This window comes from Klebsiella sp. 2019SCSN059 (assembly GCF_021739525.1).
GTDB classification, from domain to species: Bacteria; Pseudomonadota; Gammaproteobacteria; order Enterobacterales; family Enterobacteriaceae; genus Klebsiella; species Klebsiella quasipneumoniae.
Genome location: NZ_JAKKOM010000006.1, coordinates 98,178 through 122,265, shown reverse-complemented (window position 1 = coordinate 122,265; position 24,088 = coordinate 98,178). Strand labels below are relative to the sequence as shown.

Genomic DNA, 24,088 nt, shown 5'->3' with positions numbered 1-24,088 from the left:
GCTGACGCCCCGCTACGGGGCGTCATTTTCATCCCGCCGGATATCACTTTTGCGGAGTCTTTATGGCCTGGCTACTCGAAATGAAGAACATCACCAAAACCTTCGGCGCCGTTAAGGCCGTGGATAATGTCAGCCTGCGCCTGAACGCTGGCGAGGTGGCCTCGTTATGCGGTGAAAATGGTTCGGGAAAATCGACGCTGATGAAGGTGCTGTGCGGTATCTATCCGCACGGAAGCTATGAGGGCGAGATTATTTTTGCCGGCGAAACGCTGCAGGCAAACCATATTCGCGATACCGAACGTAAAGGCATCGCCATTATTCATCAGGAGCTGGCGCTGGTGAAACATCTCACCGTGCTGGAGAACATTTTCCTCGGCGCCGAAATATCCCGCCACGGCCTGCTGGATTATGAAACCATGACGCTGCGCTGCCAGAAGCTGCTGGAGCAGGTCAATCTGCCCATTTCGCCCGACACCCGCGTCGGCGACCTCGGCCTCGGTCAGCAGCAGCTGGTGGAGATCGCCAAGGCGCTGAATAAACAGGTGCGCCTGCTGATCCTCGACGAACCAACCGCCTCCTTAACCGAACAAGAGACCGCGACGCTGCTGGCGATCGTTCGCGATCTGCAAAACCACGATATCGCCTGCATCTATATTTCGCACAAGCTCAATGAGGTCAAAGCGATCTCCGATACGATCTGCGTGATCCGCGACGGCCAGCATATCGGCACCCGCGACGCCAGCGGCATGAGCGAAGACGACATCATCACCATGATGGTTGGCCGGGAGCTCACCGCGCTCTATCCCAGCGAACCGCACGCCCACGGCGAGGAGATCCTGCGGGTCGAACATTTAACCGCCTGGCACCCGGTAAACCGTCATATTAAACGGGTCAACGACGTCTCGTTTTCCCTGCATCGCGGGGAGATCCTCGGCATCGCCGGGCTGGTCGGCGCCGGACGGACCGAGGCGGTGCAGTGCCTGTTCGGCGTCTGGCCGGGGCGCTGGCAGGGGGAGATCTTCATTGATGGCCAGCCGGTCAGCATCAATAACTGTCAGCAGGCCATTGGCCACGGCATCGCCATGGTGCCGGAAGACCGCAAAAAAGACGGCATCGTGCCGGTGATGGCGGTGGGTAAGAACATTACCCTGGCGGCGCTCAGCCAGTTCACCGGCGCGATGAGCAGCCTGGACGACGCCGCCGAGCAGCACTGTATTGAGCAGTCCATTCAGCGATTGAAAATTAAAACCTCCTCGCCGGAGCTGGCGATTGGCCGCCTGAGCGGCGGCAACCAGCAAAAGGCGATTCTGGCCCGCTGTCTGCTGCTGAATCCACGCATTCTGATCCTCGACGAACCCACCCGCGGCATCGATATCGGGGCGAAGTATGAAATTTATAAACTGATTAACCAGCTGGTGAAGCAGGGCATCGCGGTCATTGTCATTTCATCCGAACTGCCCGAGGTGCTTGGTCTTAGCGATCGGGTGCTGGTCATGCACGAAGGCAGGCTAAAAGCCAATTTGGTTAATCAACATCTGACCCAGGAACAGGTGATGGAAGCCGCGCTGAGGAGCGAACGCCATGTCGAAGAACACGTCGTCTGAAATCAAACTTACCCCAACCGCCCCCACCGCCCTGCCGGCGCTGAAGGGGCTGAACCTCCAGGTCTTCGTGATGATCGCCGCGATCGTCGTCATTATGCTGTTTTTCACCTGGGTTACCGATGGCGCCTACCTGAGCGCGCGCAATATTTCCAACCTGCTGCGCCAGACGGCCATCACCGGCATCCTCGCCGTCGGCATGGTGTTTGTGATTATTTCGGCAGAAATCGACCTGTCCGTCGGCTCGATGATGGGGCTGTTGGGCGGCGCCGCGGCGATCTTTGACGTCTGGCTCGGCTGGCCGCTGCCGCTCACCATTCTGGTGACGCTGGTGATGGGGCTACTGCTCGGCGCATGGAACGGATGGTGGGTGGCCTATCGCAAGGTCCCCTCGTTTATCGTCACCCTCGCCGGGATGCTGGCGTTTCGCGGCATTCTGATCGGCATCACCAACGGGACCACCGTCTCGCCCACCAGCCCGGCGATGGCGCAGATCGGCCAAAGCTACCTGCCAGATGGCATTGGCTTTGGCATCGGCGTTGTCGGCATGGCGGCGTTCATTATCTGGCAGTGGCGCGGACGGATGCGTCGGCAGGCGTTAGGTCTGGCGACTGCATCCTCCACCGCGGCCGTTGGCCGCCAGGCCATTACCGCGGTGATTGTGCTGGGCGCAATCTGGCTGCTCAATGACTATCGCGGCGTGCCGACGCCGGTACTGATCCTCGCCGCCCTGCTGCTGGCAGGCCTGTTCATGGCCACTCGCACCGCCTTTGGCCGCCGCATCTACGCCATCGGCGGCAACCTGGAGGCGGCACGTCTGTCCGGGATTAACGTCGAGCGTACCAAGCTGGCGGTGTTTGCCATTAACGGCCTGATGGTCGCCATTGCCGGACTGATCCTCAGCTCGCGCCTTGGCGCGGGCTCCCCCTCGGCGGGCAACATCGCCGAACTGGACGCCATCGCCGCCTGCGTCATCGGCGGTACCAGCCTGGCGGGCGGTATCGGCAGTGTCGCCGGGGCGGTAATGGGGGCGTTTATTATGTCGGCCCTGGATAACGGCATGAGCATGATGGACGTCGCCACCTTCTGGCAATATATCGTCAAAGGCGCCATTTTGCTGCTGGCGGTGTGGATGGACTCCGCCACCAAGCGGCGCGCGTAAGGAAGCGCTCTCTGAAGAATGTCTGAATTCTTTGCGCTACCACCAAACTTCGCCATAAGGCGCTTGAAATATCTCGGGCATTAGCCGGTAGTGTATACCCAACAGCATTCGGGTTGCCGACGGCGCATCCCAGCCGCGTATCGCGTACGTGGCTGGGGTGAATGAGAAAGCCAGGCCATCGGCAACATCATGAATGAAGGGGTATGACCGGGGTTAGAGCAGGAACATCATCTATGTTTGAAAAGCGTCACCGTATTACGCTGTTATTTAACGCCAACAAAGCTTATGACCGCCAGGTGGTTGAGGGTGTCGGCGAGTATCTGCAGGCCTCTCAGCTGGAGTGGGATATCTTTATTGAAGAGGATTTTCGGGCACGAATCGAAAACATCAAAGAGTGGCTAGGCGATGGCGTTATCGCCGACTATGACGATCCCGAAATCGAAAAGCTACTGGCCGATGTCAACGTCCCCATCGTCGGCGTCGGCGGCTCTTATCATCAGCCAGAGCAGTACCCGCCGGTCCACTATATCGCCACGGACAACACCGCGCTGGTGGAAAGCGCCTTTCTTCATCTGAAGGAAAAAGGGGTACACCGCTTCGCGTTTTACGGACTGCCCACCTCCAGCGGTAAACGCTGGGCGGTAGAGCGCGAGTATGCCTTCTGCCAGCTGGTGGCGAAGGAGAAGTACCGCGGCGTGGTCTACCAGGGGCTGGAGACGGCGCCGGAAAACTGGCAGCACGCGCAAAACCGGCTCGCCGACTGGCTGCAAACGCTGCCGCCGCAAACCGGCATTATCGCCGTCACCGACGCGCGCGCCCGCCACGTCCTGCAGGCCTGCGAGCTGCTGCATATCCCGGTGCCCGAGAAACTGTGCGTTATTGGCATCGATAATGAGGAGCTGACCCGCTACCTCTCGCGCGTCGCCCTCTCCTCCGTCGCCCAGGGCACCCGCCAGATGGGTTATCAGGCGGCAAAATTGCTCCACCGGCTGCTGAATAACGAGGCGCTCCCGCTGCAGCGCCAGCTGATCCCGCCGATGCGCGTCGTTGAACGACGTTCCACCGACTACCGGTCGTTAAACGATCCTTCCGTGATTCAGGCGATGCATTACATTCGCAACAACGCCTGCAAAGGCATCAAGGTGGAGCAGGTGCTCGACGCCGTCGGCATTTCACGTTCCAACCTGGAGAAACGCTTTAAAGAGGAGGTCGGGGAGACCATCCACACGGTGATCCACAGCGAGAAACTGGAAAAGGCGCGCAGCCTGCTGGTATCCACCAGCCTGTCGATCAATGAAATTTCACAGATGTGCGGCTACCCGTCGCTGCAATATTTCTATTCGGTGTTTAAGAAAGAGTACGACGTGACGCCGAAGGAGTACCGTGACCGGCACAGTGAAGTCATGATGTAGAGAGCAAAGAAAAATGCCCGGGCTTGCGCGCCGGGCATGAATAATCACGTAGATAAGCACATTACATGTGCGCGGCAATTAACCGCTGGTTATCCTGATACATCGCGAAGAGATAGTTGTTGTAGCTCGACCCTCTGGTCGAATAGCCCTTCAGCTTATGAATCATGGTGCTGGCCGTTACTTCCTGATCCGCCTTGCGCAGCTGCAGGCGCGATTTGCGGAAAGAGGAATAGGCCGGGTGAGTGTTCAGGTTTGTGACGTAAGCCTGCACCGACTGCTCCACCGACTCAAACTGCGAGTAGCCTTTCATCGCGCCGCGGCAGCGACCAGCGCCGCACTTCATGCCGAACAGATTGTTGTTCTCACGCGCCAGCTTGGAAGTACCCCAGCCACTTTCCGCCGCCGCCATGGTCGCGACCATGCTGTTCGGAATAATGTCGACACGCTCAAGCAGCGTGTTCCAGGGCACATGACGCGTATTACCTGACCACTTCACCTTATAACGTGTCGCGATGTCTTTCAGGCGCGCCTTTTCGCTCGGCGACCAGCGAGCATCGTACTGCTTGGATACAAGCCAGTTACGATCCGCAGTAATCGCCTGATTCTGCTTGGTAATATAAGGCATGACCGTCCGGAGAAACGCTTTTTTCCTTGGTGTTCCGGAAGGGTATTTTCGCAAGTCAGGAAGTGAACTGCTCTTTACACTATTGCGAGAATACTCTTGTTTACTGCTTACCTTAGTACTACTTATCTTCTTAACCGTTGGGGCTTTATGACTCTTTGTTGCTGTGTGCGTTGTTGCCAACACACTACCTGAAAAGACGCAGGTTAGTAACATAAGTATGGCGGCCCCATATCGTCGTATGGGATTCGATATCATCAGGTCTCCTGGTCGGATATATGCATTCCAACACCTTGTTTTTCACAAAAAAACGATAGCTGAATCGCTAATAGTATCAAAAATACGCACTGAGAGCATCAACAGAAATAGTCCAATTCCGAATTGCTGTCATCTGAAATCGGTTTCTGCGCCGCATCGCTAGCGCGAAAATGCTAGCTTCGTCTCATTTTTAGCCTATTTTTTGAGCGGTGTCACTCACCCCTTTTCATCCTCCTGGTAAAACGTCCGCCGGGAGGAGTTCACTCGCGCGACAACAAGGCACACTAGCTAAAAACCGCTCAAGGATCCCGCAATGAAACTCGCTGCGCTTGCCACGTTATTCGTGCCTGGGATGGCCTTTGCCGCCTGGACTACCGCCGACTTCCCTGCTTTTACCGAAGAAGGGACGGGTCGCTTCATCAGCCAGAAAGTGGTTGAGAAGGGTACACGTCCCCTGCAGCTAAATTTTGACCAACAGTGCTGGCAGCCTTCCGGCGGCATTAAGCTCAACCAGATGCTCTCCATGGAACCCTGTCGCGGCACGCCGCCGCAATGGCGCATCTTCCGCCAGGGTCTGTATACCCTGGAAGTGGATACCCGCTCCGGCACGCCGACGATGATGATTTCGCTGGAAGAAAAAGAGGCCAGCGCCGCGGCGCCGCAGATCCGCCAGTGTCCGAAGTGGGATGGAAAACCTCTCACCCTCGACGTCAGTAAAACCTTCCCCGAGGGCAGCAAAGTTCGCGATTTCTACAGCGGCAATGTCGCGACCGTCAGCGGCGGCAAAATCACGCTGCAGCCCGCCTTCGGCAGCAATGGTCTGCTGCTGCTCGAGCGCGCCGAGACGGCCGCGCCGGCGCCGTTCGACTGGCACAACGCCACCGTCTACTTCGTCCTGACCGACCGCTTCGTGAACGGTAATCCGGCCAACGACAATAGCTATGGCCGACACAAAGACGGCATGCAGGAGATCGGCACCTTCCACGGCGGCGACCTGCAGGGATTAACCAGCAAGCTGGATTATCTGCAGCAGATGGGGGTCAATGCCCTGTGGATCAGCTCCCCGCTCGAGCAGATCCACGGCTGGGTCGGCGGCGGGACGAAAGGCGATTTTCCACACTACGCCTACCACGGCTATTACACCCAGGACTGGTCGAAACTGGACGCCAATATGGGGACCGAAGCCGATCTCCGTCGGCTGGTGGATGAAGCGCATAAGCGCGGAATACGTATTCTGTTCGACGTGGTGATGAACCATACCGGTTACGCCACCCTGGCCGACATGCAGGAGTTCCAGTTCGGCTCTCTGTATCTGCAAGGGGATGAGCTGAAAAAAACCCTCGGCGAGCGCTGGACGGACTGGAAGCCCGGCGCGGGCCAGACCTGGCACAGCTTTAACGACTATATCAACTTCAGCGATAAAGCCGGGTGGGAGAAATGGTGGGGCAAGAAGTGGATCCGCACCGATATCGGCGATTACGACAACCCGGGCTATGACGATCTCACCATGTCACTGGCCTTCCTGCCGGATCTGAAAACCGAATCGAAGGAGGCGTCGGGCCTGCCGAACTTCTACAGCCATAAACCGGACACTGCGGCGAAAGCGATCCCGGGCTATACGCCGCGCGACTACCTGACGCACTGGCTGAGCCAGTGGGTGCGCGACTACGGCATCGACGGCTTCCGCGTCGATACCGCTAAACATGTGGAGATGGACGCCTGGCAGCAGTTAAAAACCCAGGCCACCGCCGCGCTGGCGGAGTGGAAGAAAGCCAATCCGGATAAAGCGCGGGATGCGGCGCCGTTCTGGATGACCGGCGAAGCCTGGGGACACGGGGTGATGGAGAGCGATTACTATCGCCACGGTTTTGATGCGATGATCAATTTCGACTACCAGGACCAGGCGGCGAAAGCGGCTAACTGCATGGCCAATATTGACCTCACCTGGCAGCAAATGGCGGACAAGCTGCAGAGCTTTAACGTCCTGAGCTACCTCTCCTCGCACGATACGCGCCTGTTCCGCGAAGGCGGCACCACGGCGGCAGAGCTGCTGCTGCTGGCCCCTGGCGCCGTGCAGATCTTCTATGGTGACGAGTCGTCGCGCCCGTTCGGCCCCACCGGCTCGGACCCGCTGCAGGGCACCCGTTCAGAGATGAACTGGCAGGATGTCAACGGTAAAGCGGCCCGCAGCGTTACCCACTGGCAGAAGATCGGCCAGTTCCGCGCGCGCCATCCGGCGATCGGTATGGGCAAACAGACAACGCTGTCGATGCCGCGGGGTTACGGATTCGTGCGCGAGAGCGGTGAAGACAAAGTGATGGTCATCTGGGCCGGACAACAGCAGTAAAGCAGGAGTGGCTCCCTGCCCGGCGGGGAGCCAGTCAGAACAATACGCTGATAAAATATCGATTCGCAGGATAAAAACAAAAACACTCCCCTTCCCTTCGATTTGCACCTCGCTGGCGCTGGCGTTATGGTTAGCCACTTTCCAGAACCACCGACAGACGATTCGCGATGACATTTTCCCTTTTCGGCGACAAATTCACCCGTCATTCAGGCATTACCCGCCTGATGGAAGACCTTAATGACGGTCTGCGCACGCCGGGCGCTATTATGCTGGGCGGCGGCAACCCCGCTCAGATCCCGGAGATGAATGACTACTTCCAGCGGCTGCTCTCCGACATGCTGGTTAATGGCAAAGCCCTTGATGCGCTTTGTAATTATGATGGTCCGCAGGGCAAAAGCGAGCTGCTGAGCCTGCTGGCGAAGATGCTGCGCGACGAGCTGGGCTGGGAGATCGAACCACAGAATATTGCGCTAACAAATGGCAGTCAGAGCGCATTTTTCTACTTGTTTAATCTGTTCGCAGGCCGTCGGGCAGATGGCACCACCCGTAAGGTGCTGTTCCCGCTGACGCCGGAATATATCGGCTATGCCGATGCCGGCCTGGAAGAGGATCTGTTCGTTGCCACCCGGCCGAATATCGAACTGCTGCCGGAAGGCCAGTTCAAGTACCACGTTGATTTTGAGCATCTGCAGGTGACGGAAGAGACCGGGATGATCTGCGTCTCGCGTCCCACCAACCCGACCGGCAACGTCATCACTGATGAAGAGCTGATCAAACTGGATGCGCTGGCGAATCAGCATGGGGTCCCGCTGGTGATTGATAACGCCTACGGCGTGCCGTTCCCGGGCATTATTTTCAGCGACGCCCGACCGCTGTGGAATCCGAACATCGTGCTGTGTATGAGCCTGTCCAAGCTGGGCCTGCCGGGCAGCCGCTGCGGGATTATCATCGCCAACGAGAAAATCATCACCGCCATCAGCAACATGAACGGCATTATCAGCCTCGCGCCCGGCGGTATCGGGCCGGCAATGATGTGTGAAATGATTAAACGTCAGGATCTGCTGCGCCTGTCAGAGACAGTGATCAAACCCTTCTATTACCAGCGGGTGCAGGAGACCATCGCCATTATTCGCCGCTATTTGCCGGAGGAGCGCTGCCTTATTCACAAACCGGAGGGGGCGATCTTCCTCTGGCTGTGGTTTAAGGATCTGCCGATCTCCACCGAGCTGCTGTATCAGCGGCTGAAAAAGCGCGGCGTGCTGATGGTGCCGGGGGATTTCTTCTTCCCGGGACTCGATAAACCGTGGCCGCATACCCACCAGTGCATGCGCATGAACTATGTGCCGGACCCGCAAAAAATCGAGGCCGGGGTGAAAATTCTCGCCGAAGAGGTTGAATTCGCCTGGCGCGAACAGGAAGCCTAATCCCTGACGCCGCTGACGGGAAACGCCCGTTAGCGGACCCGCTCACGCCAGCGCCAGCCGCTGGCGTTTTTGCGCGCATAGCGCCTCCAGCTCCGCGGGAGCCATCACCCGCAGCGCCTGCGTCGGGCAGGCGGCTACGCAGGCCGGCCCCTCGGCGCGGTGGTGACATAAATCGCATTTCAGCGCCTGCGCCTGCTGGTTCACCACCGTGACGGTCATTGCGCCGTACGGGCAGGCCACCATGCAGCTTTTACAGCCGATGCAGCGGCGCTGATCGACCCACCAGACGTCCTCCTCCCGACGAATCGCCCCCTGCGGGCAGACGCTGGCGCAAGGCGCATCCTCGCACTGCCGACAGGCCGTCGCCGTTGATATCTCGCCGCTTTTCACCACCCGGATACGCGGCGTGAAATGGCCTGTCGACAGCATGGAGACATCCTGCGCCTGCTGGTGCGCCACCGCGCAGGCCACTTCACAGGTACGACAGCCAATACACTGCTGGGCATTGGCAATAAGAAACCGGTTCATCCTCTGCTCCCTGGGGATAAAACCGCAGGGTGCCAGAATAATCCCTGCCCGCGCTTTGATCCTGAATGGAATCAGCGCTGTTTTTAGTCACTAGCACAAGTGATTTTTCATTACGCTGAATTAATGTGCTCCTTACAGTAGCGGCGCTTCCAGGCTGCAGGCGTGAGGCTGGTGTGCTTGCGAAAGATCTTGCGAAAATAACCGACGTCATTAAAGCCGCACTGGCTCGCGACTTCGGTCAACGACAGTGAATCACTGATCAATAGCTTTTCCGCCGCTCTGACCCGCTGACGATGCAGCGCTTCGGTCAACGTCACGCGAAAAACGTGACGATAGACGCGTCCTAAATAGTCCGCATTACAGTGCAGCTCTTTCGCCAACGTCGATGCTGAAACAGGCAAGTGGTAACGGGTATGGATGATCTGCTGCGCTTTCCAGGCCAGCGCAGCGCCGGGACTGTCGTCCGGTTTTTCGCTTGCCGCCGCGGCAATCTGCTGCAGTATCAGCAATAACAGGAGCTCCAGCGCCAGGCTGCGGTGAATATTCTCCTGTTCACGAAGAAACTGGCGAAACAGCGAAATAATGTATTGTGGATCGCTGACGCGGGTATGTTGCGGAACGTTAAGCAGCGCAGGCGGCAGAGACCGGACACTCTCCGTCAGTACTTCAAAATGCAGCCAATAAAATTTCAGGTCGGCGGGAAATTCCCCCACCCCAACATGAGAACGTTCTGGCCACAGCAGTAAACTCTCCCCTGCATTAACGTTAAATATTTCACCCTCCTCGCAAATCGTTAACGTCCCCTTTTCGACAAAAATAATTTCCCAGGACTGCAGTTTACGTGCCGGATGACTGCCGACGCCACGGGAAATAAATAAGCCGCCATTTTGTACGCGAATCGGGAGAGGCATGGATAATTCAAGCATATATATTTAATTTTCCGCTAACGAAACGATAAAAATCTCTTTCCAACTGATTATTAATCATAAATTAACGCCTTTCCGGATCGGAATCACACTTTTATGACGAAGTCGGAATCGTCCTCTTTTTATACTTTTCCCTTCCCTTGTTGCCTCGTTTATTCGGTGCAAAATAATTAATGTATTTGCAAAAGACAAAAAATGTCCGCCGGTCAGACAGCGGAATAATTCTGAACATCATCTTCGGGAGTTATTTATGACTACGGCTCCGATTACGACAAGCGACCTCACGAAGCACGTGCAGGACGCCAAATTATCTCTCCGTGAAAAAATAGGCTATGGTCTGGGCGACGCCGGTGGAACGGTCATCACCTGCCTGATCATGAACTTTCTCACTTTTTTCTATACTGACGTCTTTGGGCTCACCCCGGCGCTGGTCGGTACTCTGTTCCTTGCGCTGCGCGTGTTTGATGCTATTTCCGATCCGATCATGGGCGTCCTCGCCGATCGGACCCAAAGCCGATGGGGACGTTTTCGCCCCTGGCAGCTATGGATTGCGGTTCCTATTGCAGCGATCGGGGTGCTGACCTTTACCGTGCCGGATGCCGGCATGGGGGTAAAAATCGCCTGGGCCTTCGGCACTTACCTGCTGCTTTCAGTCAGCTATACCGCGATTAACGTCCCCTACTGCGCGCTCATTAATACGATGACCACTCGCCATAGCGAGGTGATATCCTGCCAGGCATGGCGCTTTGTACTGTGCGGCGTGGCAGGATTCCTGGTCTCCGTGGGCCTGCCGTGGTTGGTTAAAGCGCTCGGTCAGGGGAATACCGCCCAGGGTTATCAGTATGGTGTCGGCGTACTCTGCGCCATCGCGGCGGTGATGTTTTTGTGCTGCTTTTTCTGGGTACGTGAGCGTGTTTCCCTGGAGATGCTCGGCAAATTCACCCTGCGCGAACATATCGCCGGTTTGCGTAAAAACGATCAGTTGTTACTCATGCTGGCGATGTCATTCCTGTTGATCAACGTGTTTAACATTCGCGGTGGCGGCTACATGTACTTTATTACCTATGTACTGGGCGGCTCTACTGGCTATACATCGCTGTTTTTCACCATGGTCACCTTTTCCTCGATTCTGGGCGCCGCGATCGTCAATTGGCTGTCGCGCCACGTTGATACCGTCAAGCTCTATTACTACACCAATCTGGTATTGGCCTTACTGGCGGTGGGGATGTGGTTCCTGCCAACCGGTCCGTCCTGGCAAACGCTATGGCTGGTGGTCATTCTCGGCAATGGCATCATCCTGGGCTTTACCCTACCGCTGCATTTTTCGTTGATGGCCTTCTCTGATGATTATGGTGAATGGAAGACGGGTGTCCGTTCGTCAGGGATGAACTTTGCTTTCAACCTGTTCTTTATCAAGCTGGCATGGGCCTCCAGTGCGGGCATTATCAGCCTGGTATTTATCTACGTTGCTTATCAACCCGGCGCCAGCAACCAGACTCCATCCTCACTATCGGGGATCACGGCGATGGAAACCCTGCTGCCCGCGCTGTTCCATCTGTTGCTGGCCTTCGCTATCCGCGCCTGTAAGCTCAACAATCCCATGATGTCGCGCATTGCAACCGATCTGCGCGCACGTCACATTCAGTCTTAAGGAGAAATCATGGAAGTCGATCTGCACAAACTGAAAGTTAACGATCCGTTTCTGGGTCAGTATCAGCAACTGGTGCGTGATGTCGTCATTCCCTATCAGTGGGATGCCCTCAATGACCGGATCGCCGAGGCTGAACCCAGCCATGCGATAGAAAACTTCCGTATCGCCGCAGGTCAGCAGGCAGGGGAATTCTACGGAATGGTGTTCCAGGACAGCGATGTGGCGAAATGGCTGGAGGCAGTCGCCTGGTCATTGTGTCAGAAGCCAGATGCGGAACTGGAAAAAACCGCCGACGAGGTGATTGAGCTGATTGCCGCCGCGCAATGTGAAGATGGTTATCTGAACACCTATTTTACGGTGAAAGCGCCCGGGGAACGCTGGACCAATCTCGCCGAATGCCATGAATTGTACTGTGCCGGTCACTTGATTGAGGCTGGGGTGGCATTCTTCCAGGCAACCAGTAAACGCCGCCTGCTGGAGGTGGTATGTCGCCTCGCCGATCATATCGACAGCGTCTTTGGTCCGGACGGCAATCAGCTGCACGGCTACCCGGGACACCCTGAAATAGAGCTGGCGTTAATGCGTTTGTACGATGTGACTCAGGAACCACGCTATATGGCGCTGGCTAATTACTTCGTTGAACAGCGTGGGACACAGCCGCATTTCTATGACATCGAATATGAAAAACGCGGCAAAACCTCCTTCTGGAATACCTATGGGCCGGCGTGGATGGTGATGGATAAACCCTACAGCCAGGCGCATTTGCCGCTTGCCGAACAGACCACCGCTGTGGGTCACGCGGTTCGCTTTGTTTATTTAATGGCCGGCGTAGCGCACCTTGCACGCCTGAGCAAGAACGAAGGCAAACGCCAGGACTGCCTGCGGTTATGGAAAAACATGGTCCAGCGTCAGTTGTATATTACGGGCGGCATTGGCTCACAGAGCAGCGGGGAAGCCTTCAGCAGCGATTACGATCTGCCGAATGATACCGTTTATGCGGAAAGCTGCGCCTCTATCGGGCTGATGATGTTCGCGCGCCGCATGCTGGAACTGGAAGCCGACAGCCAATATGCTGATGTGATGGAGCGCGCACTTTACAATACCGTTCTGGGCGGTATGGCGCTGGACGGTAAACATTTCTTCTACGTCAACCCACTGGAAGTGCAGCCCAAGGCTTTAAAATTCAATCATATTTATGACCATGTTAAGCCTGTTCGTCAGCGCTGGTTCGGCTGTGCCTGTTGCCCACCGAATATCGCTCGCCTCCTGACCTCGCTGGGACATTATATCTATACGCCACGCGAAGAGGCGTTGTATATCAATCTCTACGTCGGTAATCAGGCTGAGATCCCGGTAGGAGAAAAGACGTTACGTCTGCGTATCAGCGGTGACTATCCCTGGCAGGAACAGGTCAAAATTGTCATCGAGTCTCCGTCAGCATTGAACCATACGCTGGCGCTGCGTCTCCCGGACTGGTGCGAGGGGGCACAGCTCACCCTGAACGGCGCGCCGGTCACGCAGGATATACGCCAGGGCTATCTGCATATCCAACATCTCTGGCAGGAAGGCGACACTCTGATGCTAACGTTGCCGATGCCGGTTCGCCGGGTATATGGTAATCCGCTGGTTCGCCACCAGGCAGGCCAGGTGGCGCTGCAACGCGGTCCACTGGTTTATTGTCTTGAACAAGCTGATAACGGTGAGGCGCTGCATAACCTACTGCTGCCACGCGATGCCAGGTTCACGGTGTTTGAAGGAAAGGGGCTGTTTGCTCACAAAATGTTGATTCAGGCCCCAGGCTATAGAAAACATGCAGAAAACGCCGATGCGCAGAAGCTGTGGAGCTACGATCACCCTCTGGCCACCCCCCATTCACAGACGTTGACCTTTATTCCCTGGTTTAGCTGGGCAAACCGCGGAGAAGGCGAAATGCGTATCTGGGTTCGGGAAGCCGAATAAGGCCAGGCACAACGCGACCCCCTCTTCCCCGGCAACACACCGTTCGCTGTCCGCCGGGGAGCAGGCGTTAACGATTAAAGAAACAATGCTTTATCGCGCAGGATATGATCGTTGCCGCGACGACGGGTGTAGCCAATCCGATCGAAATACTCGAGGATCTGGATCGCCAGCTTCCGCCCTACGTTTAAGGTATCGCGAAAATCCGCCGCACAGGTTGAGCCGCGCAGCTGATCCAGCTCGCGCACCCGCTGGGCGAACTGCACAATGCGATCGTTGCGGTAGTAACGATCTTTGACGATCGCGGTAATCATCCCCTGCTGCGCCGCCTGGCGCAGCGCCGCTCGCATCAGGGACTCTTCAACATGGACTTCGCGCGCGAGATCGCGCACCCACCAGGGATCATCGCCGAACAGGGTCTCCACCTTCCGCCAGACCGCCTGCTGCTCGTCGGTAAACCCGGCTTTATGCTCGGGCAGATGCAGCCAGCCGTGATGGCTGTGGACTAATCCGCTCTCGCGCATCTGCTCAATCAGCAGCAGCACCAGCGCTTCCTCTTCCATCGGCAGCGCAATGCGGCGCAGGCGCTCCCGGCCAGGGCCCGGCTCGTCACGATGCTGCTCATGGTAGCGCGCCAGGGCATCCAGCAATTTTCGCTGCCAGCGGGCGGCAAGCGGCGCACTAAGCAGGCGCTGTCCGGCCTGCAGATAGTCCGGTCGCTGGATCAAGGCCGCCATTCCGGCTTCACTCAGCTGCCGCGCCCAGGCGAAGCGCTCAAGCCGGACGGCGTCCCGCTGCAGATGCAGCTCCAGGGCCTGCGCATCGTCAGCGCCGACCGCCGCCAGGGCGTGAAGCCACTGCAGATACTCCGGTTTACGCTTGCCGCGGCGCGGGGGATCCAGCGTCACCACCCGTGCGCCGGCCAGCGTTAAGCGAGCGGAGATATCGCGGAGCACCAGCCGGTCGTTATCCGCCAGCCACAGCGGAGTATCCAGCACCAGCTCCGCCAGGCCGCCCTCCAGGAGCGACACCCGGCCGGTGATGTGGCTGGCAGCGTGGTGAATATGCAGCGGCTGCCACTGGCTGAGCGGCGTATGGCACTGCAGTTCGACAATCACCCGCTCTGCAGGCTCCGGCGGCGGTGAAGAGAGCAGCCAGTCACCGCGGTGCAATGCCTCTTTCTGCGCATCGCCGACAATATTCAGCGCAATGCGCTGCCCGGCGTGCGCCTGCTCAACCGCTTGATTCTGGGCATGCAGGCCGCGGACGCGCATCGGCGCGTTGACGCCGGTGAGCCACAAAGTATCCCCGACCCGAACTTCGCCGGAGAGCGCCGTCCCGGTGACCACCAGCCCCGCCCCCTTGACGGTAAAGGCGCGATCCAGCGCCAGGCGAAAACGCCGCTGCTGTGGATGGGGGCGCTCCGCAAGCTGCAGCAGGTGGCTGCGCAGTTCGGCAATACCGATGTTATCCACCGCCGCGGTGGGGAAGAAAGCGGCGGCGTCAAAGCCCAGTTCGCGCAGGGTCTGCTCGACCTCCGCCTGAACCTCCGCCACCCTGGCGGCCGCCACGCGGTCCGTTTTGGTGAGCGCTACCGTCAGCGTCGGCTTTCCGGTCAGCTGCAGGATCGCCAGGTGTTCGCGGGTTTGCGCCATCACGCCGTCATCGCAGGCCACCACCAGCAGCGCATGGTCGATCCCTCCCACCCCCGCCAGCATGTTGGACAAAAACTTTTCGTGCCCGGGCACGTCAATAAATCCCAGCACCCGCCCGTCCGGCTGCGGCCAGTAGGCATAGCCGAGATCGATCGTCATTCCCCGCGCTTTCTCTTCCGGCAGACGATCGGCATTTACGCCGGTTATCGCCTGCAGCAGCGTCGTTTTGCCGTGGTCAACATGTCCAGCGGTGGCAATAATCATCGTAACAACATCTCCATAAACCGGGTTTCATCTTCCAGACAGCGCAGGTCCAGCCAGAGCCGACCGTCATAAATGCGGCCAATCACCGGGCACGGCAGCGCGCGCCAGCGGGCCGCCAGCGCCTCCAGCCGGCTGCCGCGGCCGTCATGCGGGGTAAAGGTCAACGCCGCGCCAGGCAGACGGTCGACAGGTAACGAGCCGCTGCCAATCTGCGACTGGCAGGCTGCCACGTTGACGGCAAAATCAGCATAGTGTGCCGCCAGGGCAGGCTGCAGACGTTCGGCCTGCCGGCGGATTTCGTCCGCCGGGCGGGTGAGCAAGCGCAGCGTCGGTAAGGTGTCCCGCAGCGCTTCCGGATGCTGATAGAGGCGCAGCGTGGCTTCCAGCGCCGCGAGGGTCATTTTATCCGCGCGCAGGGCCCGCTTCAGCGGATGGCTTTGCAGGCGGGCAATCAGCGCGCGTTTGCCGACGATAATTCCGGCCTGCGGGCCGCCAAGCAGTTTGTCGCCGGAGAAACTGACCAGGCTCACCCCGGCGGCGATCATCTCCTGCGGCATCGGCTCCTTGGGCAGGCCATACTGACTGAGATCCACCAGCGACCCGCTCCCCAGGTCGGCCACCACCGGGACGTCCAGCTCGCGGCCGATGACCGCCAGCTCCGCTTCGTCGACGGCTTTGGTAAAGCCTTCAATGCTGTAGTTGCTGGTGTGGACCTTCATCAGCAGGGCGGTATTGTCATTCACCGCCTGGCGATAGTCTTTGGCATGGGTGCGGTTGGTGGTGCCCACTTCGTGCAGCTGACAACCCGCCTGGCGCATCACGTCGGGGATGCGGAACGCCCCGCCGATCTCCACCAGCTCGCCGCGGGAGACCACCACCTCCCTGCCGCTGGCGGTAGCCGCCAGCATCAGCAGAACGGCCGCCGCGTTGTTGTTCACGATACAGGCATCTTCCGCGCCGGTGATCTGGCACAGCAGATCGGCAATGGCGCGATCGCGATGGCCACGCCCGGCGTCGTCGAGATCATATTCGAGCGTCACCGGCGCGCGCATCGCGCTGGCGACCGCCTCCACCGCCGCCTCAGCCTGGATGGCGCGCCCGAGATTGGTGTGCAGCACCGTACCGGTGAGATTAAACACCGGACGCAGGGCGCTCTGCCTTCTGGCGGTCAGCCGCTGCGCGCAGGCGCTCAGCCAGTCATGGCTCCAGTCAGGCAGTGTCTGACACTGGCGGATCTGTTCCCGCGCCTCGTCCAGCATCTGGCGCAGCTGCGTCACCACCTGCGAATGGCCGTGCTGCGTCAGCAGGGAGGAAAAAGCGGGGTCGCGGAGTAAGCGGTCAATGGCCGGAAGCCGGGTATAAAGCGCACGAATTTCGGTAGTCATCAATGGGCCTGGCGGTTAGTTATTTTCCCCCCTCCCGACGGGAGAGGGAGTCAACAATCAGCGGCGATTGTAACGCCTCCTTGCGCAAACTGTTACCTGTCTGGGTCAAGTCCGCGGCGGTTCGGTGCGCGCAAAGCTGGCGCGCTGGAACAGCGCATCCACCAGCTTCACCAGCTGCGGCCGGGTGGCGCACCAGCCCGGCGCCACCCGGCGAAAGTTCAGGTAGGCGATGGCGCAGGCCGTGGAGATGGTCGCCAGATTGACCTCGTCGCCGCGCAGCGTCCCGTCCGCCGCGCAGGCTTCCAGCCTGTCGAGGCCGCGCGCCACTTTCTCCCGCTGGCGGAGCAGCTCTTGCTCTGACTGTTGGGCCGCGGGGCGAGCCTTTTCGCGCACCAGCGCCTGGGCGGCCTCCATCACCCCATCCGCCAGCGCCTCTAGCTGGCGCATCCTGAGAGCGGCTCTGGGATCGGCGGGGATCATCGGCGGCGCCACGCCCAGCAGCTCGAGATACTGGGCGATAACCGGGGAGTCAAACCAGCATTCGCCGTCATCCGTCACCAGCGCCGGCACTTTGCCCAGCGGGTTATAGCGCGCCACGCCGTTGCTTTCGCTGTAGGGGGATTCGTTGACAAACTCAAAAGGGATGCGCTTTTCCAGCAGGATCACCGATATTTTGCGCACAAAGGGACTGGTGTAGCTGCCGATCAGTTTCATAGCCTGCTCCTTATCGCCAACAAAGATATGAGTATGGCTCAGGGCGAGGTAAAAGGCAGGTGAGCCTCCCGCTCAACCTGCCGCCGATCGCATTAATGGTCGAGATAGAGGTAGTGCATCCAGCTGGTCATGCGCAGCAGCACTTTACGCATCACCGAAACGTGGGCGAAATGGTCGGAGTAGACCGCCACCTGAGCGTAGATGCCATCGGGTAGCGCATCAATTTCAGCATTCGGATCGAGCTCGATGGTCGCCAGCACGCCATCGCTGCCCGGCGTCACGGTCAGCGACTGCAACGCCCCCTGCGCCTGATAGGTCCCCCCGGGCACCACCGGTAAAATGCTCACCAGTTTACCGTGGAACACCTGTCCGGGCAGGGCATTAAATACCGCTTCCGCGTCGTCGCCCTTCTCCAGCCTTAACAGCGAATTTTGCCTGAACTGGGCGACGATCAGCCGTTTTTGCTCGGGGATAAACACCATCACCGGCCGTAGCGGCAGCGAGGCGGCGTAGGTCCCCGGACGGATCAACACCTGAGTGATATACCCATCGCTGGGCGCCCGCACGGTGGTCTGATCGAGATTATATTTCGCCTCCGCCAGCTGGGCGCGCAGGCTGGCCACTTGCGACTGTTCGCCGTTGATCATGCTATCCAGCTGGCTCTGGATCTGCGCCTGCTCCGCCACCGACGCCTTGACCAGCGCGTCCTGGGCCAGATAATTCTGCCTGGCGTTATCGATGTCGCTTTCCGAGAACGGATTCACCCGCGCCTGGCTGCCTTTCAGGTAGCGCTGATAGTCCTTGTATAAGCGATCGCGTTCCGCCGACACGCGGGTGGTGTTGGCCTGGGCTTCAGAGAGCTGCGCCTTGAGGGTGTTAATACTGTGCAGCGCTGTCACCAGGTCGGCCTGCAGGCGATCGACCCGCGCCTGATAGCGCGCCGGGTCAATGGTAAATAGCACCTCGCCCTTTTCGACGCGCTGATTCGCTTTGTCGGTGACGCTGCTGACAACCCCGGTCACCTGCGGCGTAATAGGAATAGATATTACCGCCTTTTGCGCCAGAAAGGTGTAAGGGTGGTTATAGTTCATTAATAAAATAAGCGCGCTAACAATAAATACGCCCCCCAGCGCCGCGGTGGGAACCGTCCATTTATTAACCGGTATTTTGAAGATTTTAAATATCGACCAGGCGATGGCCACGTAGGTCAAAATGATCAACAGATCCATAGTTTATTTCTCCGCCGCAGCGGTGGACTGTGGCCGCTGGATGGCCGCCACCTGATGTTCAAGGTCGCTCAGTCGTTGGCGAAGCTGTTGTATATCCGTCTCTTTTTCAGGTTCGTCGGGGTCCGTATTCGCCTTATGCTGCATGCCCCAACCGCGCTCAGGCTGGTACAGCGTGGCCCATATCCATAAAAACGGCCAGATGACGTGGAGAGTAAAAAGACTGACCCATCCGGCGACATGAATAGCATCGGAATGGGGGTGGTTGCGTTTTTTGGCAATCAAATAAGGAATATCGTGAATAATGATAATTCCATAAAAAATGACCAGAAAAACGAAGATCAGAACGCCCAGCGCAAAATAATTGAGAAACATAATTCCCTCGGCTTTACGCTAATAATTTATATAAATTTTAATCACGGCCCACTGATATCCGGACCGCTGATTTGAGCATAATTCACCCCTTTCATTTTTGCCATCCGGCGGAAAAAAGTTATTTAACAAACATGGTTGCTTAGTTACAGCGCCGCCTCGCCCTGGCCGCAAAACCGGGCCGAGATCACAGCGGCAAAAATCCACCATGAAATTCTTTGTGATCAAAATCACAAACAAACAACAAAAACACGAAACAAAATTGTGACAAATATCACACAAAAACGCAGATTAGCGGCAAAAACGGCGGTCTGTTGTTTTTTTACACAGCCATTATGTGATCGCAATCACTACAAAACCCTCTCCGCCCCCTATATTCATGTGATCTAACTCACACTTAAGGGCGCTGGCTGGACAGCTAAACGATTCAGTGCCAGATTTCGCACTATCAATCAGGGCCCGGCTACCTCTGCCGCCACATTAACAACAAACCTCGGGCTTTTAGCCTGCGCGATACGCAAAACAGAAGAAGGGGTGTTTTATGTCATCCGATATCAAGATCAAAGTGCAAAGCTTTGGTCGTTTTCTCAGCAATATGGTGATGCCGAATATCGGCGCGTTTATCGCGTGGGGTATCATCACCGCGCTTTTCATTCCGACAGGGTGGTTGCCAAACGAAACGCTGGCGAAGCTGGTCGGTCCGATGATCACCTACCTGCTGCCGCTGCTGATCGGTTACACCGGCGGTAAATTAGTCGGCGGCGAACGTGGCGGCGTGGTCGGGGCGATCACCACCATGGGCGTTATCGTCGGCGCGGATATGCCGATGTTCCTCGGCTCCATGATCGCCGGCCCGCTGGGCGGCTACTGCATCAAGAAATTCGATAACTGGGTAGACGGTAAGATCAAATCCGGTTTTGAAATGCTGGTGAATAACTTCTCCGCCGGCATCATCGGGATGATCCTCGCCATTCTCGCCTTCCTCGGCATCGGCCCGGCGGTAGAAGTTCTGTCGAAAATTCTGGCGGCTGGCGTTAACTTCATGGTGGCGCACGACATGCTGCCGCTGGCGTCTATCTTCGTGGAACCGGCAAAAATCCTGTTCCTCAATAACGCCATCAACCACGGTATCTTCTCGCCGCTGGGTATTCAGCAGTCCCACGAGCTGGGTAAATCCATCTTCTTCCTGATTGAAGCTAACCCGGGTCCGGGGATGGGCGTTCTGCTGGCGTACATGTTCTTTGGCCGCGGCAGCGCTAAACAGTCTGCAGGCGGGGCGGCTATCATCCACTTCCTGGGGGGTATCCATGAAATCTACTTCCCGTACGTGCTGATGAACCCACGTCTGATCCTGGCCGTTATCCTCGGCGGGATGACCGGTGTCTTCACCCTGACCATCCTCAACGGCGGTCTGGTCTCTCCGGCTTCCCCGGGCTCTATCCTGGCGGTGCTGGCGATGACGCCGAAAGGGGCCTACTTCGCGAACATCGCAGCCATTATCGCCGCGATGGCGGTCTCCTTCGTCGTCTCTGCGGTTCTGCTCAAGACCAGCAAAGTCAAAGAAGAAGACGATATCGAAGCCGCAACCCGTCGTATGCATGACATGAAAGCGGAATCCAAAGGCGCCAACCCGCTGGCGGCTGGCAATGTCACCAACGACCTGAGCCATGTGCGTAAAATCATCGTCGCCTGCGACGCCGGGATGGGCTCCAGCGCCATGGGCGCCGGGGTACTGCGCAAGAAAGTGCAGGATGCCGGCCTGAGCAACATCTCGGTCACCAACAGCGCCATTAATAATCTGCCGCCGGATGTTGACCTGGTGATCACCCACCGCGACCTGACCGAGCGCGCCATGCGCCAGGTACCGCAGGCGCAGCATATTTCGCTGACCAACTTCCTCGACAGCGGTCTGTACACCAGCCTGACCGAGCGTCTGGTGGCGGCCCAGCGCCACATCGACAACGAAGTTAAAGTCACCGATAGCCTGAAAGACAGCTTTGATGATACGGACAAAAACCTGTTCAAGCTGGGTGCGGATAACATCTTCCTCGGTCGCAAAGCGGCCACCAAAGAAGAAGCCATTCGCTTCGCCGGCGAGCAGCTGGTGAAAGGCGGCTACGTCGAGCCGGAATATGTGCAGGCGATGCTGGACCGCGAAAAACTGACCTCGACCTATCTCGGCGAGTCCATCGCGGTGCCGCACGGCACCATCGAAGCGAAAGACCGCGTGCTGAAAACCGGCGTCGTCTTCTGCCAGTACCCGGAAGGGGTGCGCTTTGGGGAAGATGAAGACGATGTTGCCCGCCTGGTGATCGGCATCGCCGCCCGCAACAACGAGCACATTCAGGTGATTACCAGCCTGACCAACGCGCTGGATGACGAAACGGTGATTGAGCGCCTGGCGAAAACCACCAGCGTCGACGACGTACTGGCGCTGCTGAATAAATAATCAGCGCTCTCCAACCCTCTCCTTTGGGAGAGGGTTGGGGTGAGGGAAAAAGCCTCACCCCAGCCCTCTCAGGTAAAAACATTAATTGAAGGTTAATACTATGAAAGCATTACATTTTGGCGCAGGTAATATCGGACGTGGCTTTATCGGTAAACTGCTGGCCGACGCGGGCATCGACCTGACGTTTGCCGATGTCAATCAGACCGTACTTGATGCCCTGAATGCCCGTCATAGCTACCAGGTTCACGTCGTTGGCGAAAATGAGCAAGTGGATACCGTCTCCGGCGTGAATGCCGTCAGCAGCATTGGCGACGAGGTAGTGGAGTTGATCGCCAGCGTCGACCTGGTGACCACCGCCGTCGGTCCCGTCGTTCTTGAGCGCATCGCCCCGGCCATCGCCAAAGGGCTGGCGAAGCGCAAGGCGCAGGGCACCGAACGCCCGCTGAACATTATCGCCTGCGAAAACATGGTGCGCGGCACCACGCAGTTAAAAGGCCACGTATTTAACGCCCTGGCGGAGGAAGATAAGGCCTGGGTGGAAACCCATATCGGCTTCGTCGACTCCGCCGTTGACCGTATTGTGCCGCCCTCGGCGTCCGCTACCCATGACCCGCTGGAAGTCACCGTGGAAACCTTCAGCGAATGGATCGTCGATAAAACCCAGTTCAAGGGCGAACTGCCGACCATCCCGGGAATGGAATTAACTGATAACCTGATGGCATTTGTCGAACGCAAGCTCTTCACCTTGAACACCGGGCATGCTATAACCGCCTACCTCGGAAAACTGGCGGGCCACCAGACGATTCGCGACGCGATACTCGACGAGAAAATTCGGGCCGTCGTGCAGGGCGCGATGGAGGAGAGCGGCGCGGTGCTGATCAAACGCTACGCCTTTGACCCGCAGAAGCACGCGGCTTATATCCAGAAAATTCTTGGCCGTTTCGAGAACCCGTACCTGAAAGACGATGTCGAGCGCGTTGGCCGTCAGCCGCTGCGCAAACTGAGCGCCGGCGACCGTTTAATTAAGCCGCTGCTGGGTACGCTGGAATACGGCCTGCCGCACCGCAATCTGGTGAAAGGGATTGCGGCGGCGATGCATTTCCGTAGCGAAGACGATCCGCAGGCGCAGGAGCTGGCGACACTGATCGCCGACAAAGGGCCGCAGGCCGCGCTGGCGCAGATTTCCGGCCTTGACGCGGCAAGCGATGTCGTCGCGGAGGCCGTTAACGACTACAACGCGGTAAAATGATGCACAACCTGGCGCGGCCGACGTCGCGCCCATTACGACTCCTGTCAGATATGCAGGCAATGATGGAAGAAACACAAGCATTTGAAAACCGTGTGCTTGAGCGTCTGAATGCTGGCAAAACCGTACGAAGCTTCCTGATCGCCACCGTCGAGCTGTTAACGGAAGCGGTCAATATTCTGGTGCTTCAGGTGTTCCGTAAAGACGACTACGCGGTGAAATACGCCGTCGAGCCCTTGCTGGAGGGCAGCGGGCCGCTCGGCGATCTCTCAGTACGCCTGAAGCTGATTTATGGCCTTGGGGTGATAAGTCGTGCCGAATATGAAGACGCCGAGCTGCTGATGGCCCTGCGCGAAGAGCTTAATCACGACGGCAATGAGTACAGCTTTACCGACGACGAAATTATCGGTCCGTTCGGCGAACTGCACTGCGTCGCCGCCCTGCCGCCAACGCCGCAGTTTGATGACAGCGACGCCGAACTGCTGGCAATGCAGAAACTGCGTTACCAGCAGATGGTGCGTTCAACGATGGTGTTGTCCTTGACTGAGCTGATTTCACGAATCAGCTTAAAAAAAGCCTTCCAGAAATCAACGCTCTGATTCCGGCTCCGTCTGGTCGCAGGTCGGCCGGTAAAGCTGACGATAATATTCCAGACGCTGCAGAAACAACGCTTCCTTATCCTGAGGGATATCTCGCGGTACATGCTGCAGCCGCGGAGACTTTTTCAAATACTCCATAAACGCCTGACTGGAAGCCATAAAATCAACCGCTTTGTCGATTAAACGTGGTACGCCGTCGCCGATCTTTGCCATCACGTCCTCCTTTTGGGAATAATCTGATTAAGCATTAGCCAATTCACCGGCGTGGGTTAAGGAAAACGTGCTTATCTG

Annotated in this window: 19 protein-coding genes; 10 read left to right on the top strand and 9 right to left on the bottom strand. The window is 57.8% G+C overall.

The genetic code is table 11. The features are described 5' to 3' along the window. Positions 1-62: 62 nt before the first annotated feature. The 3 genes from L2I46_RS09685 to xylR all read left to right on the top strand — a co-directional run bounded on the left by L2I46_RS09685 (position 63) and on the right by xylR (position 4,175). On the top strand, positions 63-1,604 hold the full coding sequence (locus L2I46_RS09685) for a xylose ABC transporter ATP-binding protein (protein ID WP_236947807.1): 1,542 nt from the start codon (positions 63-65) through the stop codon (positions 1,602-1,604). Then, the gene (xylH, locus tag L2I46_RS09680) at positions 1,582-2,763 is read left to right on the top strand and encodes a xylose ABC transporter permease XylH (protein ID WP_017900029.1); all 1,182 of its coding nucleotides are present in this window, start codon (positions 1,582-1,584) and stop codon (positions 2,761-2,763) included. Before L2I46_RS09685 ends, xylH begins: the two co-directional genes overlap by 23 nt. A gap of 233 nt (positions 2,764-2,996) precedes the next feature. Then, positions 2,997-4,175, top strand: coding sequence for a D-xylose utilization transcriptional activator XylR (gene xylR / locus L2I46_RS09675; protein WP_023291336.1), 1,179 nt, complete (start codon positions 2,997-2,999; stop codon positions 4,173-4,175). Positions 4,176-4,236: 61 nt separating this feature from the next. Here xylR and L2I46_RS09670 read toward each other — a convergent pair whose 3' ends face one another. Then, a complete protein-coding gene (locus L2I46_RS09670) occupies positions 4,237-5,055 on the bottom strand; it encodes a protein bax (protein WP_060589859.1) in 819 nt (272 codons plus the stop codon). A 313-nt stretch (positions 5,056-5,368) separates the two neighbouring features. Between L2I46_RS09670 and L2I46_RS09665 the strand changes: the two genes are divergently transcribed. Both L2I46_RS09665 and avtA read left to right on the top strand, forming a co-directional pair. Beyond that, a complete protein-coding gene (locus tag L2I46_RS09665; RefSeq protein ID WP_085551486.1) occupies positions 5,369-7,402 on the top strand; it encodes an alpha-amylase in 2,034 nt (677 codons plus the stop codon). A gap of 167 nt (positions 7,403-7,569) precedes the next feature. Then, the gene (avtA, locus tag L2I46_RS09660; RefSeq protein ID WP_236947806.1) at positions 7,570-8,826 is read left to right on the top strand and encodes a valine--pyruvate transaminase; all 1,257 of its coding nucleotides are present in this window, start codon (positions 7,570-7,572) and stop codon (positions 8,824-8,826) included. Between the two features lie 42 nt (positions 8,827-8,868). On the opposite strand, the gene L2I46_RS09655 is transcribed toward avtA, so the two are convergent. Next, the gene (locus L2I46_RS09655) at positions 8,869-9,354 is read right to left on the bottom strand and encodes a 4Fe-4S dicluster domain-containing protein (protein WP_032454347.1); all 486 of its coding nucleotides are present in this window, start codon (positions 9,352-9,354) and stop codon (positions 8,869-8,871) included. A gap of 110 nt (positions 9,355-9,464) precedes the next feature. Further along, positions 9,465-10,280: an AraC family transcriptional regulator gene (locus tag L2I46_RS09650; RefSeq protein WP_044525031.1), complete on the bottom strand. Its 816-nt coding sequence runs from the start codon at positions 10,278-10,280 to the stop codon at positions 9,465-9,467. A gap of 250 nt (positions 10,281-10,530) precedes the next feature. On the opposite strand from L2I46_RS09650, the gene L2I46_RS09645 reads away from it, so the two are divergent. Next, positions 10,531-11,931 carry an MFS transporter gene (locus L2I46_RS09645; protein ID WP_064158060.1) on the top strand — a complete coding sequence of 467 codons (1,401 nt, stop codon included), beginning with the start codon at positions 10,531-10,533 and terminating at the stop codon, positions 11,929-11,931. Positions 11,932-11,940: 9 nt separating this feature from the next. After that, positions 11,941-13,890, top strand: coding sequence for a glycoside hydrolase family 127 protein (locus L2I46_RS09640; protein WP_048298561.1), 1,950 nt, complete (start codon positions 11,941-11,943; stop codon positions 13,888-13,890). 74 nt (positions 13,891-13,964) lie between these two features. On the opposite strand, the gene selB is transcribed toward L2I46_RS09640, so the two are convergent. The 5 genes from selB to L2I46_RS09615 all read right to left on the bottom strand — a co-directional run bounded on the left by selB (position 13,965) and on the right by L2I46_RS09615 (position 19,506). Beyond that, on the bottom strand, positions 13,965-15,806 hold the full coding sequence (gene selB, locus L2I46_RS09635) for a selenocysteine-specific translation elongation factor (protein WP_236947805.1): 1,842 nt from the start codon (positions 15,804-15,806) through the stop codon (positions 13,965-13,967). Beyond that, the gene (gene selA, locus L2I46_RS09630) at positions 15,803-17,191 is read right to left on the bottom strand and encodes an L-seryl-tRNA(Sec) selenium transferase (protein ID WP_023291342.1); all 1,389 of its coding nucleotides are present in this window, start codon (positions 17,189-17,191) and stop codon (positions 15,803-15,805) included. Before selA ends, selB begins: the two co-directional genes overlap by 4 nt. Before the next feature lie 105 nt (positions 17,192-17,296). Next, complete coding sequence (locus tag L2I46_RS09625; protein ID WP_004152043.1) at positions 17,297-17,905, bottom strand: glutathione S-transferase; 609 nt, start codon at positions 17,903-17,905, stop codon at positions 17,297-17,299. A gap of 92 nt (positions 17,906-17,997) precedes the next feature. Next, on the bottom strand, positions 17,998-19,134 hold the full coding sequence (locus L2I46_RS09620) for an HlyD family secretion protein (RefSeq protein WP_023291343.1): 1,137 nt from the start codon (positions 19,132-19,134) through the stop codon (positions 17,998-18,000). A gap of 3 nt (positions 19,135-19,137) precedes the next feature. Continuing rightward, positions 19,138-19,506, bottom strand: coding sequence for a DUF3302 domain-containing protein (locus tag L2I46_RS09615; protein WP_032454354.1), 369 nt, complete (start codon positions 19,504-19,506; stop codon positions 19,138-19,140). Positions 19,507-20,044: 538 nt separating this feature from the next. Here L2I46_RS09615 and mtlA point away from each other — a divergent pair. The 3 genes from mtlA to mtlR all read left to right on the top strand — a co-directional run bounded on the left by mtlA (position 20,045) and on the right by mtlR (position 23,797). Then, positions 20,045-21,952 carry a PTS mannitol transporter subunit IICBA gene (mtlA, locus tag L2I46_RS09610; RefSeq protein ID WP_023291345.1) on the top strand — a complete coding sequence of 636 codons (1,908 nt, stop codon included), beginning with the start codon at positions 20,045-20,047 and terminating at the stop codon, positions 21,950-21,952. 100 nt (positions 21,953-22,052) lie between these two features. Further along, positions 22,053-23,201, top strand: a complete 1,149-nt coding sequence (gene mtlD / locus L2I46_RS09605) for a mannitol-1-phosphate 5-dehydrogenase (RefSeq protein WP_023291346.1) — start codon at positions 22,053-22,055, stop codon at positions 23,199-23,201. Further along, on the top strand, positions 23,201-23,797 hold the full coding sequence (gene mtlR, locus L2I46_RS09600) for a mannitol operon repressor MtlR (RefSeq protein ID WP_002922401.1): 597 nt from the start codon (positions 23,201-23,203) through the stop codon (positions 23,795-23,797). The genes mtlD and mtlR overlap by 1 nt, the downstream gene beginning before the upstream one ends. On the opposite strand, the gene L2I46_RS09595 is transcribed toward mtlR, so the two are convergent. Next, a complete protein-coding gene (locus L2I46_RS09595) occupies positions 23,786-24,010 on the bottom strand; it encodes a hypothetical protein (protein WP_002922402.1) in 225 nt (74 codons plus the stop codon). The two genes, mtlR and L2I46_RS09595, sit on opposite strands and share 12 nt — an antisense overlap. Between the last annotated feature and the right edge of the window lie 78 nt (positions 24,011-24,088).

What these genes read in the sequence shown, in the direction of transcription:
- L2I46_RS09685 (WP_236947807.1), top strand. Translation starts at nt 63, where the DNA reads ATGGCCTGGCTACTCGAAATGAAGAACATCACCAAAACCTTCGGCGCC.
- xylH (WP_017900029.1), top strand. Translation starts at nt 1,582, where the DNA reads ATGTCGAAGAACACGTCGTCTGAAATCAAACTTACCCCAACCGCCCCC.
- xylR (WP_023291336.1), top strand. Translation starts at nt 2,997, where the DNA reads ATGTTTGAAAAGCGTCACCGTATTACGCTGTTATTTAACGCCAACAAA.
- L2I46_RS09670 (WP_060589859.1), bottom strand. Translation starts at nt 5,055, where the DNA reads ATGATATCGAATCCCATACGACGATATGGGGCCGCCATACTTATGTTA.
- L2I46_RS09665 (WP_085551486.1), top strand. Translation starts at nt 5,369, where the DNA reads ATGAAACTCGCTGCGCTTGCCACGTTATTCGTGCCTGGGATGGCCTTT.
- avtA (WP_236947806.1), top strand. Translation starts at nt 7,570, where the DNA reads ATGACATTTTCCCTTTTCGGCGACAAATTCACCCGTCATTCAGGCATT.
- L2I46_RS09655 (WP_032454347.1), bottom strand. Translation starts at nt 9,354, where the DNA reads ATGAACCGGTTTCTTATTGCCAATGCCCAGCAGTGTATTGGCTGTCGT.
- L2I46_RS09650 (WP_044525031.1), bottom strand. Translation starts at nt 10,280, where the DNA reads ATGCTTGAATTATCCATGCCTCTCCCGATTCGCGTACAAAATGGCGGC.
- L2I46_RS09645 (WP_064158060.1), top strand. Translation starts at nt 10,531, where the DNA reads ATGACTACGGCTCCGATTACGACAAGCGACCTCACGAAGCACGTGCAG.
- L2I46_RS09640 (WP_048298561.1), top strand. Translation starts at nt 11,941, where the DNA reads ATGGAAGTCGATCTGCACAAACTGAAAGTTAACGATCCGTTTCTGGGT.
- selB (WP_236947805.1), bottom strand. Translation starts at nt 15,806, where the DNA reads ATGATTATTGCCACCGCTGGACATGTTGACCACGGCAAAACGACGCTG.
- selA (WP_023291342.1), bottom strand. Translation starts at nt 17,191, where the DNA reads ATGACTACCGAAATTCGTGCGCTTTATACCCGGCTTCCGGCCATTGAC.
- L2I46_RS09625 (WP_004152043.1), bottom strand. Translation starts at nt 17,905, where the DNA reads ATGAAACTGATCGGCAGCTACACCAGTCCCTTTGTGCGCAAAATATCG.
- L2I46_RS09620 (WP_023291343.1), bottom strand. Translation starts at nt 19,134, where the DNA reads ATGGATCTGTTGATCATTTTGACCTACGTGGCCATCGCCTGGTCGATA.
- L2I46_RS09615 (WP_032454354.1), bottom strand. Translation starts at nt 19,506, where the DNA reads ATGTTTCTCAATTATTTTGCGCTGGGCGTTCTGATCTTCGTTTTTCTG.
- mtlA (WP_023291345.1), top strand. Translation starts at nt 20,045, where the DNA reads ATGTCATCCGATATCAAGATCAAAGTGCAAAGCTTTGGTCGTTTTCTC.
- mtlD (WP_023291346.1), top strand. Translation starts at nt 22,053, where the DNA reads ATGAAAGCATTACATTTTGGCGCAGGTAATATCGGACGTGGCTTTATC.
- mtlR (WP_002922401.1), top strand. Translation starts at nt 23,201, where the DNA reads ATGCACAACCTGGCGCGGCCGACGTCGCGCCCATTACGACTCCTGTCA.
- L2I46_RS09595 (WP_002922402.1), bottom strand. Translation starts at nt 24,010, where the DNA reads ATGGCAAAGATCGGCGACGGCGTACCACGTTTAATCGACAAAGCGGTT.